The organism is Glutamicibacter sp. 2E12 (assembly GCF_050030965.1).
In the GTDB taxonomy this organism is placed as follows: domain Bacteria; phylum Actinomycetota; class Actinomycetes; order Actinomycetales; family Micrococcaceae; genus Glutamicibacter.
In genome coordinates this window covers 168,477-183,942 of record NZ_CP188297.1, presented here as the reverse complement: position 1 = coordinate 183,942, position 15,466 = coordinate 168,477, and the positions used below count along the sequence as shown (strand labels likewise).

Sequence of the window (15,466 nt, the reverse complement as noted above, 5' to 3'; positions counted from 1 at the left end):
GATTTTCGGTGGGCTAGAGGTATTCCCCGTTGCGGATCGTCTGGACCAGCTGCAGATTGGCATCCAGGATCAGTGCATCGGCGGCGAAGCCATAGTGCAGGGAACCGACCTCGTCGGCCAGGCCGATCAGCGAGGCGGGGATGGACGTAGCCGAGTTGACCGCCTGGACCAGTGAGACCCCGGCCTGCACGGCGCGCTGCACGATTTCCAGCAGCGTGCAGGTGCCGCCGGCCAGGGAATTGTCGCTGGCCAGCCGCGCCTGGCCCAGGGCCACATTCACATCCTGCGGGCCGAGGGTGTACTGCCCATCGGCCAAGCCGGTGGCCGCCATGGAATCGCTGACCAGCAAGATGTTCTCCGCACCGACCAAGCGGAAGACCAGGCGCACGGTATCGGGGGACAGGTGCACCCCGTCGGCGATCAGCTCCACGAACGCATTGCGGTTCACCGCCTCTTCCAGGCAGGCGGCCACCGGACCGGGTTCGCGGTGGTGCAGCGAAGGCATGCCGTTGAACAGGTGGGTGACCGTAGGGCGTTCGGTGAAGCCGTCCACCCCGGCGCTGCGCAGCTGTTCGCGGGCAAAGCGCAGGGAATCCGCGGTGATCTGGGCGCTGGCATCGGTGTGTCCCAGCGACGGGACCACGCCGTGGGAGACCAGCTGCTCAACGAGTTCCTCGCTGCCGGCCAATTCCGGAGCGTAGGTCATGGTGCGCAGCTGGCCGCGGCTGGCAGCCACCAGCTCGCTGACGAATTCCGGATCCGGATCCTGCAGGAAGCGCGGGTCCTGTGCGCCGCAGCGGGCTACGGAGAGGAACGGGCCTTCGGCATGGATGCCGGCAATCTGGCCGGCCTCCGCCAGCTCGGCGAGCAGCTCGGCGGCCTCGATCATGGAAGAGGGCTCTGCGGTGACCAGCGACGCGAGCAGGGTAGTGGTGCCCGAGCGGTGCAGGTATTCCACCGCTTCGGTGACGCTCGAATGATCCGGTGCCGAGAAGTCCGCGCCGAGGGCGCCATGGCAATGCAGGTCGATCAGGCCCGGGATGATGATGGAGCCGGGGGCTACCTCGCGTACCGGGTAGTCGGCAGCATCGGCCAGTGCGTCGAAGTCATCGCGGTTGCCGGCAAAGCGGATGCGGTCGCCATCCACGGCGAGCACGCCATCGGTGACCTTGAGGCCATCGGAAATCAGGGTGGCATGAAGGGCGTAGCGCGTCGTAGTCATATTCCCAGCTTAGAAGAGAGAACGCGTCCAGTCACCGACTCGACGGATTATTTTCTCAGCGGACTTGGCATTTAGCGATTCGGGAACGCAACGGCCCCAGTGCGCCGGGCACCTGGCCAAGTCAAGGAGCTAGCTGCCCTTGCCCGCAGGATCTTCGGAAGCCGGCGCGTTGCCGGTGGCCAGGGCCTGCAGCGCCTGCAGCGTGCTGGTCTTCGTGCCGGAGGCCAGCTGCGCTTCGCGCGCGGAGTGCGCGGCGGCCCGGTTCTGCCTGATGCTGCCGGCCCGGTTCTTCATTGACCGGTAGACCCTGCGGAACATGCGGTAGAGGAAGAAGCCGATGGCGATGGCAACGAGTCCGAGCACGGCAGCCAGTACCGGAACCAGCACAGCTGCGAAGACGAGAACCAGCGCGCCAAGATCTTCTGCCAGGCTGCGCACCCATTGGGTGATGGGTTCGGGCACGGCATTGGTCGCCGCGGTCATCGACGATTTGCCCAGGCTCACCGACAGCGCGGAGCCCGCACCGAGCAGTCCGGTGAGGACGGCAACCTCGACTCCCGAATTGGCGCCAAGGCCGATGCCAACCAGGGCGCCGAAAACAGGCCGCAGCCACACCGAGATGGTTTCCATGGACAAATTCAGGAAGGGGATCTTATCCAGGCCGGCCTCGCCGATGGCAAGTACGGCACAGATCGCCAGGACCCACGGATTGGTGATGCTTTGAGGAATCTGCCTTGCCGCAGAAGCGATCATGTCAGGTGCGGTATCGGGGATCACGAGTCCCGCGATGCCCAGGGCCAATACCGTGAAATACGGCCGCAGACCCGCAGCGGAACCGCTGCCAATGGCCATGAGCGAAGCTGTCAGCGGATCCAATGGACCTCCCGAGCCTGGCGGCCCGGCCGTGCGGCATCGAGCGCTTTTGGTAGAGGAGATCAGACTAGCAGTCGGGATGCAGTTTTCTGCAGGGCCAAGCTAAGGCTGCCAGGCAGCAGCATCCGGCCGGAGGCGGATGCGCCAGGGCCAGGCAGCTCGGGGAGGACCCGCAACCCTAGAAGAGGCGTCCTGCCGAGTCGTCGACTCCGCGCATTGCGTCGTAATCCAAGGTGAGGCAGCGGATGCCGCGGTCTTCGGCCAAGGTGCGGGCCTGAGGCTTGATCTGCTGGGCGGCGAAGATGCCGGTAACCGGCTTGAGCAGCGGATCGCGGTTCAGCAGCTCCAGATACCGGGTCAGCTGTTCCACTCCGTCGATATCGCCACGGCGCTTGAGCTCTACGGCAACCGTGGCGCCCTTGGCATCACGGGCCAGGATATCCACCGGGCCGATGGCGGTCATGTATTCACGGCGGATCAGCTGGTGGCCAGCGCCGAGCAACTCGATCTGCTCGGCCAGCAGGCGCTGCAGGTCGGCTTCGACGCCATCCTTGATCAGCCCCGGATCGGTGCCCAGGATGTGGGCCGAGTCGTGCTCGAAGCTATGGAAGTGGATGGTCAGCTTGTCATCGGTCTTCGCGCTGGACACGGTCCAGGTAGCGGTGGCACCCAATGCCGCGGCGTCCTCATCGGGATCTGCCTCGCGCAGGATCAACGGCGGATTCATCCAGTTCAGCGGCTTGTAGCTGCCGCCGTCCGAGTGGATGAGTACCGAGCCGTCGGCCTTGACCATGATCAAGCGGGTCGCCAACGGAAGGTGGGCTCGAAGACGGCCCTCGTAATCAACTGAACACTTCGCTACCACTAAACGCACCCCACACACTTTACTAGCTGGTTGCGACTTGTGCCGGGAGATACGGCATGATTAAAGACATGCCACGTTCCAACCGCCCGCGCCGCTCCAAGAATTCCCGACCCGCCCAAGGCCGGAACTCCGGCTCCGGCTACGGATCCGGGGATGAAGAGCAGGGCTACGGTTCGGGCCAGGAAGAGTGGATGCAGCGTGCCCGTTTCGGCGTGGTGCTGCGCCAGGATGCCCCCGACGGCCAATGGCATGTGCGCAAGATTGCGCCGATGAACGCCAATAAGCCCTATTCCTGCCCGGGGTGCCACCGTTCCATCGGAGTTGGAGTTGCCCATGTGGTCGCCTGGCGCGCGGACCACTGGTCGGGCGATGACGCCGCGGCCAACGCGCGTCGCCACTGGCATCCGCACTGCTGGGAAACCCGTTCCTACCGCTACTAGGCCAGCTGCCTGGAGGCAGGTGCTAGCGGCGGTCCTGCCGCGCGATGAAGACTTCGCGCAGCAGGATCATGGCGCTGGCTGCCACCGGGATGGCCATGAGCGCACCGGTGACCCCGGCCAGGGTGCCGCCGGCAATCACCGAGATCACCGCGACTGCGCCGGGCACTGCCACCGCACGGCGCATGATGCGCGGCGAAACGAAATACGCCTCGACCTGCAGGTAGCCGAAGTAGCACACCGCGTAGATCAGGGCGGTCTGCCAGCCCAGTGACAATGTCACCAAGGTGACCAGCACGCCGGCAATCACCCCGCCGACCAATGGGATGAAGGCCAGCATCGCCACCAGCAAGGTGAGCAGCGCGGTGAATGGAACACCCAGGATGCTCATCAGCACCAGCGCCACCAGGCAGTTCAGTATGGCCACGGTGGCTTGGCCCATCACGTAATTGCCCACGGAGCGGGTAATGCGCACGGTCAATTCGGCCACGCGGTCTCGTTTGGAGCGCGGGGCCAGGCGCAGCGAGAAGCCCATCATCCCTGGCAGCGAAGCCAGGAAGTAGATGGCCAGCACCAGCACGATCAGCACGCCGAACATGGACTGGGCGACGGTCTGCGATACGCCCAGGACGCCGCCGAACACATTGGTCACCGCGCCCGAATCGCCAAAGAAACGGTCGACCTCGGTAGTGATGCGCTGGGATACCGCGTATTGCCGGTCGATTTCCCGCACCCAATCGCTATTGAGGAAATCATCCACGATTTCAGGAGCCCGCGTGATGAAGGCGGTGATCTGGTTGACCAGGGTAGGGATGATCAAGGCCATGAAGCCGCCGAAGATCGCCAGCAAGCTGACCATGGTCGCGGCCACGGCCAGCGGACGGGTCAATCCCTTGCGCATCATGAAGCGCACAATCGGATCAAGGCCCAGCGCGATGAACAGCGCAATGGCAATCCAGGTCATCAGCGAACCGACGTTGGTCAGCAGGTAGTAGCCGCCCAGGGCGATGCCCACGCCGATGGTGCCCAAGAAGCCCATGGAAATAGGGTGCAGCGCCGGAATCGGTTCCGGCGAGCCATCCAGCGGATGCTCCGGTTCCTCGCCCAGGGCCGCACTGCGCTGCGGGGTGTTGAGCATCTTGCCCACGCGTTCGGCGATCTTCTTGGTCCAGCCCTCGCGGGACGCATTAGCGCCCGTCGGCGCAGCGCCCGGATAACGGGCCTGCGCGCTGGCGGCCGCAGGTGATTCCGGTTGGGAATTGCCCTCATGAGGCTGGGAATGCGCTGTGGATTCCGGGCCGGAGGTTGCAGGCCCGGAAGAGCGATCCGACGCGTCGGAACGCTGCTCGGGTACGTGCTTATCGCGATGCGGGTGCGGCTGATCAGGCTCCATGGGTCAGAGCATATCGCGCATCGGCCACTGTTAAGTGGTTCAAGACACCGTGCTGTTGCGTTGTTGAGCCAGTTCACAGGCGCGGATCGGAACCATGATCGGCCGCAACTCGTTAGACTTGTCAAAGAACAGCTGTGAGACGTAGGCGAATAGGTGAACTTGTGCGAAAAGTAATCTCCGTGATCGCGATGCTGCTGGGGGCCGCGGCCCTGGTAGTCGGCATCGGACAGAAGACCTTTTGGGCCCCGCCCGAAACGGTGACCGCGAGCATGCCGCAACTAGCTAATGAGGCACCGCTGACCCTGATTGAATCCTCGGTCAACGACCCCAAGCTGGACCCGGTGGAACTGGTGATCAAGTCGAAGGGTGAATTCACTGCTTCCTTGGGCCGGGACTATGACGTCGAGGCGTGGATCGGCGATGCATCGCATGTATCGGTCACCGGCATCGACACCGAAAACCACAAGATGATCGCCGAGCACGCCAAGGGCAAGGCCGATGCGCCTAATCCCGCCGGTGATGACATCTTCTTCGACTCGCAGACCGCGGATCAGACCATGACCTACCGCTGGACCGCTCCGGATTCCGGCGACTGGTCCTTGCTGCTGGCCGCAGGCGGAAAGGATGCCGCTCCGGTGGATATCTCGGTAACCTACGCGAACGACGACGCCATGCCATTTGCCCTGCCGCTGATCATTGCCGGCTCGCTGCTGCTGGTCTTCGGACTGGCCCTGCTGGTCATGCGCCCGGGCAAGCCGAAGAGCGGGTCGAACACCCAGCACTCGGTCGCCGCCGTGGCCGTGGTCGCCCTGGCGATCTCCGGTGTTTCGCTGCCCATGGCGCCAAGCGACGAGTCCAGCGCCAAGCCTTCGGAATCCGAGCAGAAGTCGGAGGACGCCAAGGCGTCCGATGATGCCAAGGGCTCCGAGTCCGCCTCGTCCTCGGTTGAAGAAGTATCCAGCTTCCCGGTCATCACCGAAGAGCAGCTCAAGCGCGTTCTGGCTGATGCCCAGAAGCAGATAGCCAAGGCCGATGAGAAGAGCGACGCCAAGGCCCTGGAGCCACGCAGCGCCGGTGCGTTCAAGTATTTGCGCGATAAGCGCTACGACATGCTCAAGGAGAAGTTCGAGGTAGACAAGCCGCTGGCGCTCAATACCCAGGTCATCCGCTCGGCCGCTGTGCCGAATGCGAATGAAGCCAAGTTCCCCCGCGTGATCTCGGTGGTGACCGCGAAGAACAATGATGCCGACACCCTGCCGCAGGCGCTGACCCTGGTGCAGGCCAATGCCCGCGATAACTTCAAGGTGGTCTTCGCCGGCCAGATGCTGCCGAACTCCACCTTCCCGGGCATCGCCGTTGGCGACCCGTCGACCAAGCAGCTGGCTGCCAACGCCGAGGGCCTGCAGATGACCCCGGAAAAGGCCCTGGAAGCATTGGGCAACGTGCTGACCGATGGCAAAGCCAAGGACAAGGACAAGTTTGCCGAATCGGACTTCATCAAGGCGGTGCACGCAGCACAGAAGGATGAGTCCAAGGAAGCCAACGAGGCGGACGTCAAGTACAAGCGCACGGTCACCAAGGGCGACACCAAGGTGGTTTCCACCCCGGATGGCGGAGCGATTGTTACCGGCAAGCTGAACAACAAGGCGCTCTTCGTGCGCACCGAAGACGCTGACCCGCTCAAGAGCACCGACAAGCTGACCGAACAGCTGCTGGGATCCAGCTCCTCGAACGGCGACGTGGAAAGCACCTACGCCGAACCGGTGATGTTCTACCTGCCAGCCGACGGTTCCAAGGACAAGATCCAGCTGATCTCTGCAAGCCAGATCCTGCTCGATGTGAAGGAAGTTGACTAACCCCCATGACTGATCAGAACATTCCCTCAACCCGCGGTGCGGTAGATCTCTCCGCCCTGGCCAGCCAAGGCCCGGAAGCTACCGGCAGCATGCCGGCTGGTCCGGCAAGCTGGACCACCAATCTGGATGAGGCTGCGTTCCAGCAGTTCGTCGGCATGTCCCAGCAGGTACCTGCCATCGTTTCCCTCGGCTCGCCTCGCGTGCAGGTCTCGGCAGACCTGGATGCGACGCTGCGCAAGCTGGTGGATGCCAAGGGCGGCAAATTCATCCTCGGCCTGGTGGATGCGGAAACCTACCCGCAGATCGCCCAGGCCTTCCAGGCCCAGCAGATCCCGATGGTGGTGGCGCTGATCAAGGGCCAGCCGGTGCCGCTGTTCCAGGGTCCTGCCGAGGAACAGCAGATTGTCCAGGTTTTCGCACAGCTTGAACAGCTCGCAGTCCAGCAGGGCATGAGCGGTACCGCCCCGGCATTCTCCGGGCAGGCCGGCGAACCTGAACCAGAGCTGCCGCCGCTGCACCAGAAGGCCGTGGACGCCATCGATGCCGGGGACTACGCCGCCGCCGAGGCCGCCTACCTGGAAGCGTTGAACGAGAAGCCGAACGACAAGGACGCGCAGATCGGCGTGTACCAGGTTCGACTGCTCTCGCGTACGCACAACCTGGATCTGAACAAGTCCCGCGAGCAAGCCGCGCAGAACCCTGAAGACATCGCAGCCCAGCTGGATGTAGCAGATCTGGACGTGGTGGGCGGGCATGTCGAAGATGCCTTCGCCCGACTGGTTTCGCTGATCTCCCGCCTGGCTGATGAAGACCGCGAGCGGGTCCGCCGTCGCCTGATTGAGCTCTATGCGGTAATCGGCAACAGCGATCCACGCGTGGCTGCCTCGCGGCAGAAACTGGCACGCGTACTCTTCTAGGCTGACGTCCAGGGACTGGACCAAGCAGTTCAACCGCCGTGGCCCAGGGTTTTTCCCTGGGTCGCGGCGGTTGTCTTAGACCTGGGTTTAACTCCAAAGGATGATGCGTTCTGACTAGGGGCATTGCTAGCCTTAAGCTATGAATCAGATCGCACTGGACATTCGGGGTCTTGCCAAGCAATTCGGCGCCAAGATTGCCGTGAACAACGTCAGCCTGCAAGTTCCTGCGGGTTCCTTCTACGGTCTTGTCGGACCCAATGGTGCCGGCAAGACCACCATGCTTTCCATGGCCACTGGATTGCTGCGCCCGGATTCAGGCCAAGCGCTGGTCAACGGCGTGGATATCTGGGCTGATCCGCAAGCGGCCAAGGCCACGTTGGGAGTCCTGGCTGATGGCGTGCGCCAGTTTGACCGGCTGACCGGCCGCCAGCTGGTGACCTACTCGGGATTGCTGCGCGGCATGGAACGCGCAGAAGTTGCCCAGCGTACCGAAGACCTGCTGCGCGTGATGGATTTGCTCGATGACGGCGACAAGCTGGTGGTGGACTACTCGGCCGGCATGACCAAGAAGATTTCCTTGGCTACCGCGATGATCCACTCGCCAAAGCTGCTGGTTCTGGACGAGCCGTTCGAGGCGGTGGACCCGGTATCTGCGGCGAATATCCGCGACATCCTGAATAACTACGTTGAATTCGGCGGCACCGTCATCGTTTCCTCGCATGTGATGGACCTCGTCCAGCGCATGTGCACGCATGTCGCGGTCATTTCCGATGGCATGCTCAAGGCGCAGGGCACCGTGGATGAAGTCCGCGGCGGCATGAGCCTGGAAGATCGCTTCGTCGATCTGGTGGGCGGCCGCGCCAATAATGAAGGGCTGTCATGGTTGCGCACGTCCTAAGCCTGAAACTGCGCTTGCTCGCCAACGGCTTCAAGCGCTCCGTCGGCCAGCTCATCGGCGTCATTATCGGTGGCCTGTACGCACTGGGCATGATCACCATGCTGACCTTGGCCATGTGGTTTACCGCCGGCGATATTCCTTTCCAGAGCGAAATCTTCACCCTGATCGGCTCGGCCGTGGTGCTGGGCTGGGCCATCATCCCGCCGCTGCTGACCGGTGTTGACCTCACCCTGGAACCTTCACGCTTTGTCCACTTCGGGATTCCGGAAAAGACCTTGGGGCCAGCGCTGGTGCTGGCTGGCTTCATCTCGATTCCCGCGGTGCTGACCATTGCGGGCCTGCTCGGCGCCTCGCTGATGTGGCGCTTCGATGCGGGCGCGCTCATGCTGGCCCTGCTGGCAGCGGTGGCGACCGCGGTGATGGCGATTCTTCTTTGCCAGTATCTGGTGATCATGGCGACCGCACTGCGGGCCAAGCGCCGATTCCGTGAATTGACCTTCGTGCTGCTGTTCGTGGTGCTCATCGCCTTGGGGCCGATCGTGACCTCGGCATTGGCTGCCGCGCAGAGCATGAGCGACTGGATCCAGCCGATTGCCTCGGTCTTGGGCTACACCCCGTTGGGTGCCTTTGCCGCGATTCCCGGGGCTTTTGCCTCGGCGCACTACGGCCAGATGGCGATCCATCTGGCGCTGGGCTTGCTCTACCTTGGCGGACTGTACCTCCTGCTGGCTCGAGCTACCGCCAAAGCCACGGTGACCCCGCCGCCAGAGCAGCGCGCTGCCACGGCCAAGGGGCTGGGCTTCTTCAAGTTGATGCCGGCCACGCCAACGGGCGCCGTGGCTGCCCGCGCACTGACCTACTGGTTCAAGGATCCGCGCTATGCCATTGGCGTGCTCATTGTGCCGATGCTGCCGTTGCTCTTCTGGTTCACCGGCAACCAGACCGGCAGCTACGTGATGATGTTCCTGCTGGGCCCGTTGATCGGCATCTTGATGGGCTTCTCCATCTCGGCCGACATTTCCTATGACAACACCGCCTTTGCGCTGCACGCGCTGACCGGCATTTCCGGACGTGCTGATCGGGCAGGGCGAGTGCTGTCCTGTTTCCTGATTGCCATCGTTCCGGTCCTGGCGGCAGCCATTTTGCCGGGCCTCATCTCCGGTGCGCTGTGGCGCATCCCGGGAGACCTGGGCCTGTCACTGGCGGGGCTGCTCATCGCGTTGGGCGTCGCGTCGGTGTCCTCGGCCCGCTACACCTATTCGGTGCCGCTGCCGGGTGATAACCCGATGAAGACCCCTCCGGGCAATGGCATGCGCATTGCGCTGACCCAGCTGGGAATCATGCTTGCCATGGGCCTCCTGCTGATCCCGGTACTCATTCCCTACATCATCGGCTGGGTGAAGCAGTCGCAGTCCTTCGGCTTCATCACCTTGGGCGCGGGCCTGGCCGTGGGTATCGGACTGATGCTCGGCGGCATTGCCCTCGGTGGCAAATGGTACGAAAAGCGCACTCCTGAGCTGATGCAGTCGGTCATCCTCAATAAGTAGGCGCAGCAGCCGAATTGCTGCCTCCGGCCGTCTAGCGGGACGCTGTTTTCCGCTAGGCGGCCGTTTGCCTGCCTTGGGTGCAAGGAGGTTCACAGGATATTGATCGGGTCGCGCCCAATTGGCGCAATATCGACTTCCAACGGCACCGCAACGCATCGCAAGAACATTGAAAAATGGTTGTTGACTTGCAGCGAGGAAGAAATCGATGGGGCGGCCTAGTGCAGCGCGGCAAAGTCAATGTGGACAAGCTCCCATGCTTGCCACGCGGACAGCAGTGGCAATCCGTATTAGACTTGGAGGCATGGTGGAACAGTCTGAAGAAACCCGCGGTGGCACTGCCACGATTGAACGTACCGAGACAACCCAGAGTGTCGAGGCCGGAGATCATGAGCGTTTTGCTCACTACGTGCAGAAGGAAAAGATCATGGAGTCGGCAATGACCGGCGACCCAGTGATCGCTCTGTGCGGCAAGGTCTGGACGCCAGGCCGAGATCCGCAGAAGTTCCCGGTATGCCCCGAGTGCAAGGAAGTCTACGACTCCATGATGGGGTAGTGCTGCGAATGAACTAGCACTACTTCACACAATGCACGCGGCCGGGAAAAGGTAAATGACCGAGACACTCTTTGATTTTGGCGACAAGCTTCCACTAGAAGACAAGCTGCCGGTAGCGTATCCGGAACGTGCGGCTTGGGGAACTGGGCCGAAGCTGCGTGCCTGGCAGGCCGAGGCCTTGGCTCTGTACTTCGATACGGAGCCCAAGGACTTCATGGCGGTGGCGACCCCTGGCGCAGGTAAGACCACCTTCGCGCTGCGCTTGGCCAAAGTGCTGATCGACTCGGGCAAGATCAACCGCATGATCGTTGTCGCGCCCACCGAACACCTGAAAAAGCAGTGGGCGGATGCGGCGGCGCGTGTGGGCATCTCACTGGACCCGAACTACAAGAACTCCGACGGCCGGCACGGCTCGCACTACATGGGCGTGGTGGTGACCTATGCCCAGGTCTCGCTGAAGCCCGCGGTGCACCGCGCGAAAACTGAAGATGCCCGCACCCTGGTGATCATGGATGAGGTCCACCACGCCGGCGATGCCCTGTCCTGGGGCGATGGCATTCGTGAAGCATTCGAACCGGCTACCCGGCGGCTTGCCCTGACCGGTACCCCATTCCGTTCCGATGCGGCCCCGATTCCTTTCGTGCAGTATGTGGACGAGGGCGATGGCATTCGCCGTTCCAAGGCGGACTACACCTACGGCTACGGCAGCGCCCTGGCCGACCACGTGGTCCGTCCGGTGCTGTTCATGGCCTATTCGGGCAATATGCGCTGGCGTACCTCCGGCGGCGAGGAGATGGAAGCAAACCTCGGCGAAGGCTTCACCAAGGATGTCACCGCCCATGCCTGGCGTACCGCGCTGGATCCGCACGGCGACTGGATCCCGTCGGTGCTGCAGGCCGCTGACCGGCGGCTCTCGGAGGTCCGCCGCACCGTGAAGGACGCCGGCGGCCTGATCATCGCCACGGACCACGAGGACGCGCGCGGCTACGCGGCCCAGCTCGAAGCGATCTGTGGCGAGAAGGTCACCACCATTCTTTCCGATGACCCCAAGGCATCGCAGAAGATCGACGATTTCTCCGAATCCGACGCGCGCTGGATGGTTGCGGTGCGCATGGTGTCCGAAGGCGTGGACGTTCCGCGTCTCTGCGTGGGCGTTTATGCGACGTCCACCTCCACTCCGTTGTTCTTCGCCCAGGCGGTCGGCCGCTTCGTGCGTAGCCGCAAGCGCGGCGAGGTGGCTTCGGTCTTCCTGCCCTCGGTGCCGATCCTGATGGCCTTGGCCAACGAGATGGAAGTCGAACGCGACCACGCCTTGGACCGTGAAGGTTCCAAGGACGAAGACGGGCTGGACGATTCGCTGCTGGAAGCGGCGAACAAGGAAGACAAGGCCAGCGACGAGCTGACGCGCAACAAGTTCGAGGCGCTGAACTCGCAGGCCTCCTTTGACCGCGTGCTCTTCGACGGCGGCGAATTCGGTACCGGCGCCGACATCGGCAGTGAAGAAGAACTCGGCTTCCTGGGGATCCCGGGCCTGCTGGATACCGAACAGGTTTCCGAGCTGCTGCGCAAGCAGCAGAACAAGCAGATTTCCAAGGGCGGCACCAAGCCCGAGCCGGTCTCGGACCACCGCCGCATGATGGAGCTGCGCACCAAGCTGTCGAAGAACGTCTCGGCATGGGCCGCCCGCACCGGCACCCCGCACGGGCAGATCCACAACAAGCTGCGCAGCGTCTGCGGCGGGCCTGCGGTGTCGCAGGCTACTGCTGACCAGCTGCAGGCGCGCATTGACAAGCTGCAGGACTGGTTCGTCGGGCGAAAATAGGCTCCACGAGAGAACGGATTTGCCCCTGACCGGAAAATTCGGTCAGGAGCAAACCCGTTTCCGCTTTCCGGGGGATCATCAACCCAGCGAAATCACCGTTACCCCGGCTGCCCGCAGTTCCTCGCGTATCGCCGGCAGATTCTCCGGCGAGACTGCTGCGGTCAGCGGAGAAATGATGGTCGTAGTGAATCCTGCTTCAGCTGCATCGAAGGCGGTCGCCTTTACGCAATGATCCGCGGCGAGCCCTACGACATCTACAGAGTCAATGCCTCTGGCCTTGAGCCATGGACCTAGCAGTTCTCCGCTTTCATCAGCCTGGTCAGCCGATGGATCCAGCACTCTGGCTTCGAAACCCGAATAGGCTGCGGTGAAGCGCCCCTTGGCGAAGTGCGCATCCAGGGGCACCTCGGCGAGCTGCGGATGCAGGGCGGCGCCAGATGTTCCGGCGACACAGTGCACCGGCCAGGAATCAATGAAGTCGGGGGTTTCCGAGAAATGATTCCCGGGCTCGATATGCCAATCCTGGGTGGTGACGATTGCCGAGTAGGCATCGCGGCGTTCGGCAATATCCGCGGCAATGGCCGTTGCGACGGCGTTGCCGCCGGTCACGGCCAGGGCTCCGCCTTCGCAGAAGTCGGGTTGGACATCAATGATCAACAGGGCTCTGCTCATCGCTGCCTCCTGGCTGGGGGAAGTGTAGAGATTGGAAAACTGCGGACCGCAGGATCCTTGAATCTGGATCCTACGTCCCGCAGCTGGGATTTTCGTGTGTTCGACTAGTCCTGGATCATGACGGTCGGGATGACCGGTTCGCCACGCTGCATCTTGCGGGCCACGCCTGGCAGTTCCTGGACCGATGCGAAGTGGCGCTCGGTGGCGAGCTTGACGCCAGCTGCACCCACGTACGCCTGATCGATCTCGCCATGGCGCACCAACGGGACCACCAGATCCCGCTCGGGGCCGCCGGTGGTGTACTCGGAAGTGGAGACGATTTCAGCGATAGCGCGATTGCGTTCATTGAGCTGGCGCACCGCGTACTTGCGCCCGCCCACGCTGGCCTTGTTCGCCGCGGCCTTGGCGACCGGAATCCATTGCCCCGAATCGTCTTGGCGGGCAACCAGCTTGTAAACCATCGACGCGGTTGGATGGCCGGAGCCGGTGACCAATGCCGTGCCGACGCCATAGGCGTCAACCGGGGCGCTGGCCAGGGCGGCGATCGCGTACTCGTCGAGGTCCGAGGTCACGGTGATCTTGGTGTTCCAGTTGCCCAGGTCATCAAGTAGCTCGCGAACCCAGCCTGCCTGCTGCACCAGGTCGCCCGAGTCCAGCCGGACTCCGCCTAGTTCCGGACCCGCAACTTCAACCGCGGTGCGTACGCCCTTCTCCACGTCGTAGGTATCCACCAGCAAGATGGTGTCCTTGCCCAGCGAGGCAACCTGCGCTTCGAAGGCGGCGCGCTCGGTGTCGTGAAGCAGGGTGAACGAGTGGGCCGAAGTGCCAACGGTCTTCAAGCCATAGCGGGCACCGGCTTCCAAATTGGACGTTGAAGTGAATCCGGCAATCATGGCGGCCCGCGCGGCAGCCACTGCTGATTCCTCATGGGTGCGGCGCGAGCCCATCTCGATACATGGGCGTTCGCCGGCCGAGGCGATCATTCGCGATGCCGCCGAAGCGATGGCCGAATCATGGTTCATGACCGAGAGCAGGAAAGTCTCGATAACGCAGGCTTCAGCGAAAGTCGACTCCACGGTCAGCAGCGGCGAATTCGGGAAGTACAACTCGCCCTCGGCGTAGCCGGAGATGCTGCCGGTGAAGCGGAAGTTCTCCAGGTACTTGATGGTTTCCGCGTTGACTACCTTGTTGTCGCTGAGGAAACGCAGCTGTTCGTCATCGAAGCGGAAGTTTGCCAACCCTTCGAGCACGCGACCAGTACCTGCGACCACGCCATAGCGCCGGCCCTCGGGCAAGCGGCGAGCGAATGCCTCGAAGACAGACGGGCGGTGAGCTGCACCGGATCCCAGCGCTGCTTGGAGCATGGTCAGCTCATAGTGGTCGGTGAAGAGACTGGTGCGCATGTGACGCTCCTGATGATCGGAAAAGGCCTTATACGGTGCTGCTTGGGAAAGCAGACCGGTTTTACTGTATAACGGCTCACGCTCAAGGTGATATTTGCCGTGTCCGGTGTTGCGTTCAGCTTCCAAGCGTAAAATGGAAGCCATGACCGCAATGCCCGATGTACTTTCCGAATTTGAAACCCTGGTATCCCAAGACAAGCCCTGGCGCTTGGTCGTGTGGAATGATCCAGTGAACTTGATGAGCTACGTATCCTACGTGTTCCGTTCCTACTTTGGTTTCAGCGCGGAAAAAGCCGAGAAGCTCATGCTGCAGGTGCACCATGACGGCTTCTGCACGGTGCGCAGCGGCAGCCGCGAAGCTATCGAATCCGATGTGCAGGCAATGCACGGATTCGGCCTGAACGCAACGATGACCCAGGGAGCCTGAACGTGGCGAAGGCCTTCAAGAACGGTTCCAAGGGCATTACCGGAACACTGCACTCCGCAGAACGAAAACTGATCCGCGAACTCTTCGGCGATGTCATTGGAATGCTCGAGGAGCGTGCGCAGCTGCACCAGCTGCCCGAAGATGTTGATCCGCTTTACGCCCTGACCGGCATGCGGCCCGAGTCCATGGACCTGCCGCCGGTTTCCGATCCAGCGCTGGCCAGGCTGCTGCCGGATGCCAGCGATGACGCAGTGGCCGCCGCGGAGCATCGCCGGCTGACCGAAGCCGACCTGATCGCGCAAAAGGTTGGCCGCCTGCGCGAGGCCCAGATGCTGCTGGACACCGAAAAGCTGGTCTTGGACAAGGACACCGCGACGCGTTTTGCCCAAGCGCTGAACGACGTGCGCCTGGTGCTCGCAGAGCGCCTGGAAATCCGCAGTGAAGAGGATTCGGCCCGGGTCGCAGAGGTGCTCGATGCATCCGAGGTGAACACCCCGGACGAATACATGTCCTTGGTGTACAACCTGATTTCATGGGTCCTCGATACCCTGATGGCTGCACTGATGGATGCGGAGTTCTAA

Annotated in this window: 15 protein-coding genes; 9 read left to right on the top strand and 6 right to left on the bottom strand. The window is 62.7% G+C overall.

Features of this window, described 5'->3' with window-relative positions; all coding sequences use genetic code 11:
- Positions 1 to 13: 13 nt before the first annotated feature.
- From nagA to nucS, 3 genes are all read right to left on the bottom strand, one after another.
- Positions 14 to 1,222 (bottom strand): N-acetylglucosamine-6-phosphate deacetylase, encoded by a 1,209-nt coding sequence (nagA, locus tag ACP3TE_RS00775; protein ID WP_426734853.1) that lies wholly within the window; start codon positions 1,220 to 1,222, stop codon positions 14 to 16.
- 129 nt (positions 1,223 to 1,351) lie between these two features.
- Entirely contained in the window at positions 1,352 to 2,098 is a 747-nt protein-coding gene (locus ACP3TE_RS00770) for a DUF4126 domain-containing protein (RefSeq protein WP_426734851.1), read from the bottom strand.
- Between the two features lie 175 nt (positions 2,099 to 2,273).
- Complete coding sequence (gene nucS / locus ACP3TE_RS00765; protein WP_426734849.1) at positions 2,274 to 2,969, bottom strand: endonuclease NucS; 696 nt, start codon at positions 2,967 to 2,969, stop codon at positions 2,274 to 2,276.
- A gap of 59 nt (positions 2,970 to 3,028) precedes the next feature.
- On the opposite strand from nucS, the gene ACP3TE_RS00760 reads away from it, so the two are divergent.
- Complete coding sequence (locus ACP3TE_RS00760) at positions 3,029 to 3,400, top strand: hypothetical protein (RefSeq protein WP_105658418.1); 372 nt, start codon at positions 3,029 to 3,031, stop codon at positions 3,398 to 3,400.
- A gap of 22 nt (positions 3,401 to 3,422) precedes the next feature.
- On the opposite strand, the gene ACP3TE_RS00755 is transcribed toward ACP3TE_RS00760, so the two are convergent.
- A complete protein-coding gene (locus ACP3TE_RS00755) occupies positions 3,423 to 4,790 on the bottom strand; it encodes an AI-2E family transporter (protein ID WP_426734847.1) in 1,368 nt (455 codons plus the stop codon).
- Positions 4,791 to 4,951: 161 nt separating this feature from the next.
- On the opposite strand from ACP3TE_RS00755, the gene ACP3TE_RS00750 reads away from it, so the two are divergent.
- The 6 genes from ACP3TE_RS00750 to ACP3TE_RS00725 all read left to right on the top strand — a co-directional run bounded on the left by ACP3TE_RS00750 (position 4,952) and on the right by ACP3TE_RS00725 (position 12,383).
- Positions 4,952 to 6,646 carry a hypothetical protein gene (locus ACP3TE_RS00750; RefSeq protein ID WP_426734845.1) on the top strand — a complete coding sequence of 565 codons (1,695 nt, stop codon included), beginning with the start codon at positions 4,952 to 4,954 and terminating at the stop codon, positions 6,644 to 6,646.
- Between the two features lie 5 nt (positions 6,647 to 6,651).
- Entirely contained in the window at positions 6,652 to 7,563 is a 912-nt protein-coding gene (locus tag ACP3TE_RS00745) for a co-chaperone YbbN (RefSeq protein WP_105662593.1), read from the top strand.
- Between the two features lie 139 nt (positions 7,564 to 7,702).
- Positions 7,703 to 8,461, top strand: coding sequence for an ABC transporter ATP-binding protein (locus ACP3TE_RS00740; protein WP_105658422.1), 759 nt, complete (start codon positions 7,703 to 7,705; stop codon positions 8,459 to 8,461).
- Entirely contained in the window at positions 8,443 to 10,008 is a 1,566-nt protein-coding gene (locus tag ACP3TE_RS00735; RefSeq protein WP_105658423.1) for a transporter, read from the top strand. Before ACP3TE_RS00740 ends, ACP3TE_RS00735 begins: the two co-directional genes overlap by 19 nt.
- A 301-nt stretch (positions 10,009 to 10,309) precedes the next feature.
- On the top strand, positions 10,310 to 10,561 hold the full coding sequence (locus ACP3TE_RS00730) for a DUF3039 domain-containing protein (RefSeq protein ID WP_105658424.1): 252 nt from the start codon (positions 10,310 to 10,312) through the stop codon (positions 10,559 to 10,561).
- Positions 10,562 to 10,616: 55 nt separating this feature from the next.
- The gene (locus ACP3TE_RS00725) at positions 10,617 to 12,383 is read left to right on the top strand and encodes a DEAD/DEAH box helicase (RefSeq protein ID WP_426734842.1); all 1,767 of its coding nucleotides are present in this window, start codon (positions 10,617 to 10,619) and stop codon (positions 12,381 to 12,383) included.
- Between the two features lie 78 nt (positions 12,384 to 12,461).
- On the opposite strand, the gene ACP3TE_RS00720 is transcribed toward ACP3TE_RS00725, so the two are convergent.
- A complete protein-coding gene (locus ACP3TE_RS00720; RefSeq protein WP_105658426.1) occupies positions 12,462 to 13,055 on the bottom strand; it encodes an isochorismatase family protein in 594 nt (197 codons plus the stop codon).
- A gap of 104 nt (positions 13,056 to 13,159) precedes the next feature.
- The gene (locus ACP3TE_RS00715; RefSeq protein ID WP_426734840.1) at positions 13,160 to 14,458 is read right to left on the bottom strand and encodes a nicotinate phosphoribosyltransferase; all 1,299 of its coding nucleotides are present in this window, start codon (positions 14,456 to 14,458) and stop codon (positions 13,160 to 13,162) included.
- 142 nt (positions 14,459 to 14,600) lie between these two features.
- Here ACP3TE_RS00715 and clpS point away from each other — a divergent pair, with 142 nt between their 5' ends.
- Positions 14,601 to 14,885: an ATP-dependent Clp protease adapter ClpS gene (gene clpS, locus ACP3TE_RS00710; protein ID WP_105658428.1), complete on the top strand. Its 285-nt coding sequence runs from the start codon at positions 14,601 to 14,603 to the stop codon at positions 14,883 to 14,885.
- A 2-nt stretch (positions 14,886 to 14,887) separates the two neighbouring features.
- Positions 14,888 to 15,466, top strand: coding sequence for a DUF2017 domain-containing protein (locus tag ACP3TE_RS00705; protein WP_105662595.1), 579 nt, complete (start codon positions 14,888 to 14,890; stop codon positions 15,464 to 15,466).

Coding starts and splice junctions, on each gene's coding strand:
- ACP3TE_RS00720 (WP_105658426.1), bottom strand. CDS start 13,055: ATGAGCAGAGCCCTGTTGATCATTGATGTCCAACCCGACTTCTGCGAA.
- clpS (WP_105658428.1), top strand. CDS start 14,601: ATGACCGCAATGCCCGATGTACTTTCCGAATTTGAAACCCTGGTATCC.
- ACP3TE_RS00745 (WP_105662593.1), top strand. CDS start 6,652: ATGACTGATCAGAACATTCCCTCAACCCGCGGTGCGGTAGATCTCTCC.
- ACP3TE_RS00760 (WP_105658418.1), top strand. CDS start 3,029: ATGCCACGTTCCAACCGCCCGCGCCGCTCCAAGAATTCCCGACCCGCC.
- ACP3TE_RS00735 (WP_105658423.1), top strand. CDS start 8,443: ATGGTTGCGCACGTCCTAAGCCTGAAACTGCGCTTGCTCGCCAACGGC.
- ACP3TE_RS00755 (WP_426734847.1), bottom strand. CDS start 4,790: ATGGAGCCTGATCAGCCGCACCCGCATCGCGATAAGCACGTACCCGAG.
- ACP3TE_RS00740 (WP_105658422.1), top strand. CDS start 7,703: ATGAATCAGATCGCACTGGACATTCGGGGTCTTGCCAAGCAATTCGGC.
- ACP3TE_RS00715 (WP_426734840.1), bottom strand. CDS start 14,458: ATGCGCACCAGTCTCTTCACCGACCACTATGAGCTGACCATGCTCCAA.
- nagA (WP_426734853.1), bottom strand. CDS start 1,222: ATGACTACGACGCGCTACGCCCTTCATGCCACCCTGATTTCCGATGGC.
- ACP3TE_RS00725 (WP_426734842.1), top strand. CDS start 10,617: ATGACCGAGACACTCTTTGATTTTGGCGACAAGCTTCCACTAGAAGAC.
- ACP3TE_RS00730 (WP_105658424.1), top strand. CDS start 10,310: ATGGTGGAACAGTCTGAAGAAACCCGCGGTGGCACTGCCACGATTGAA.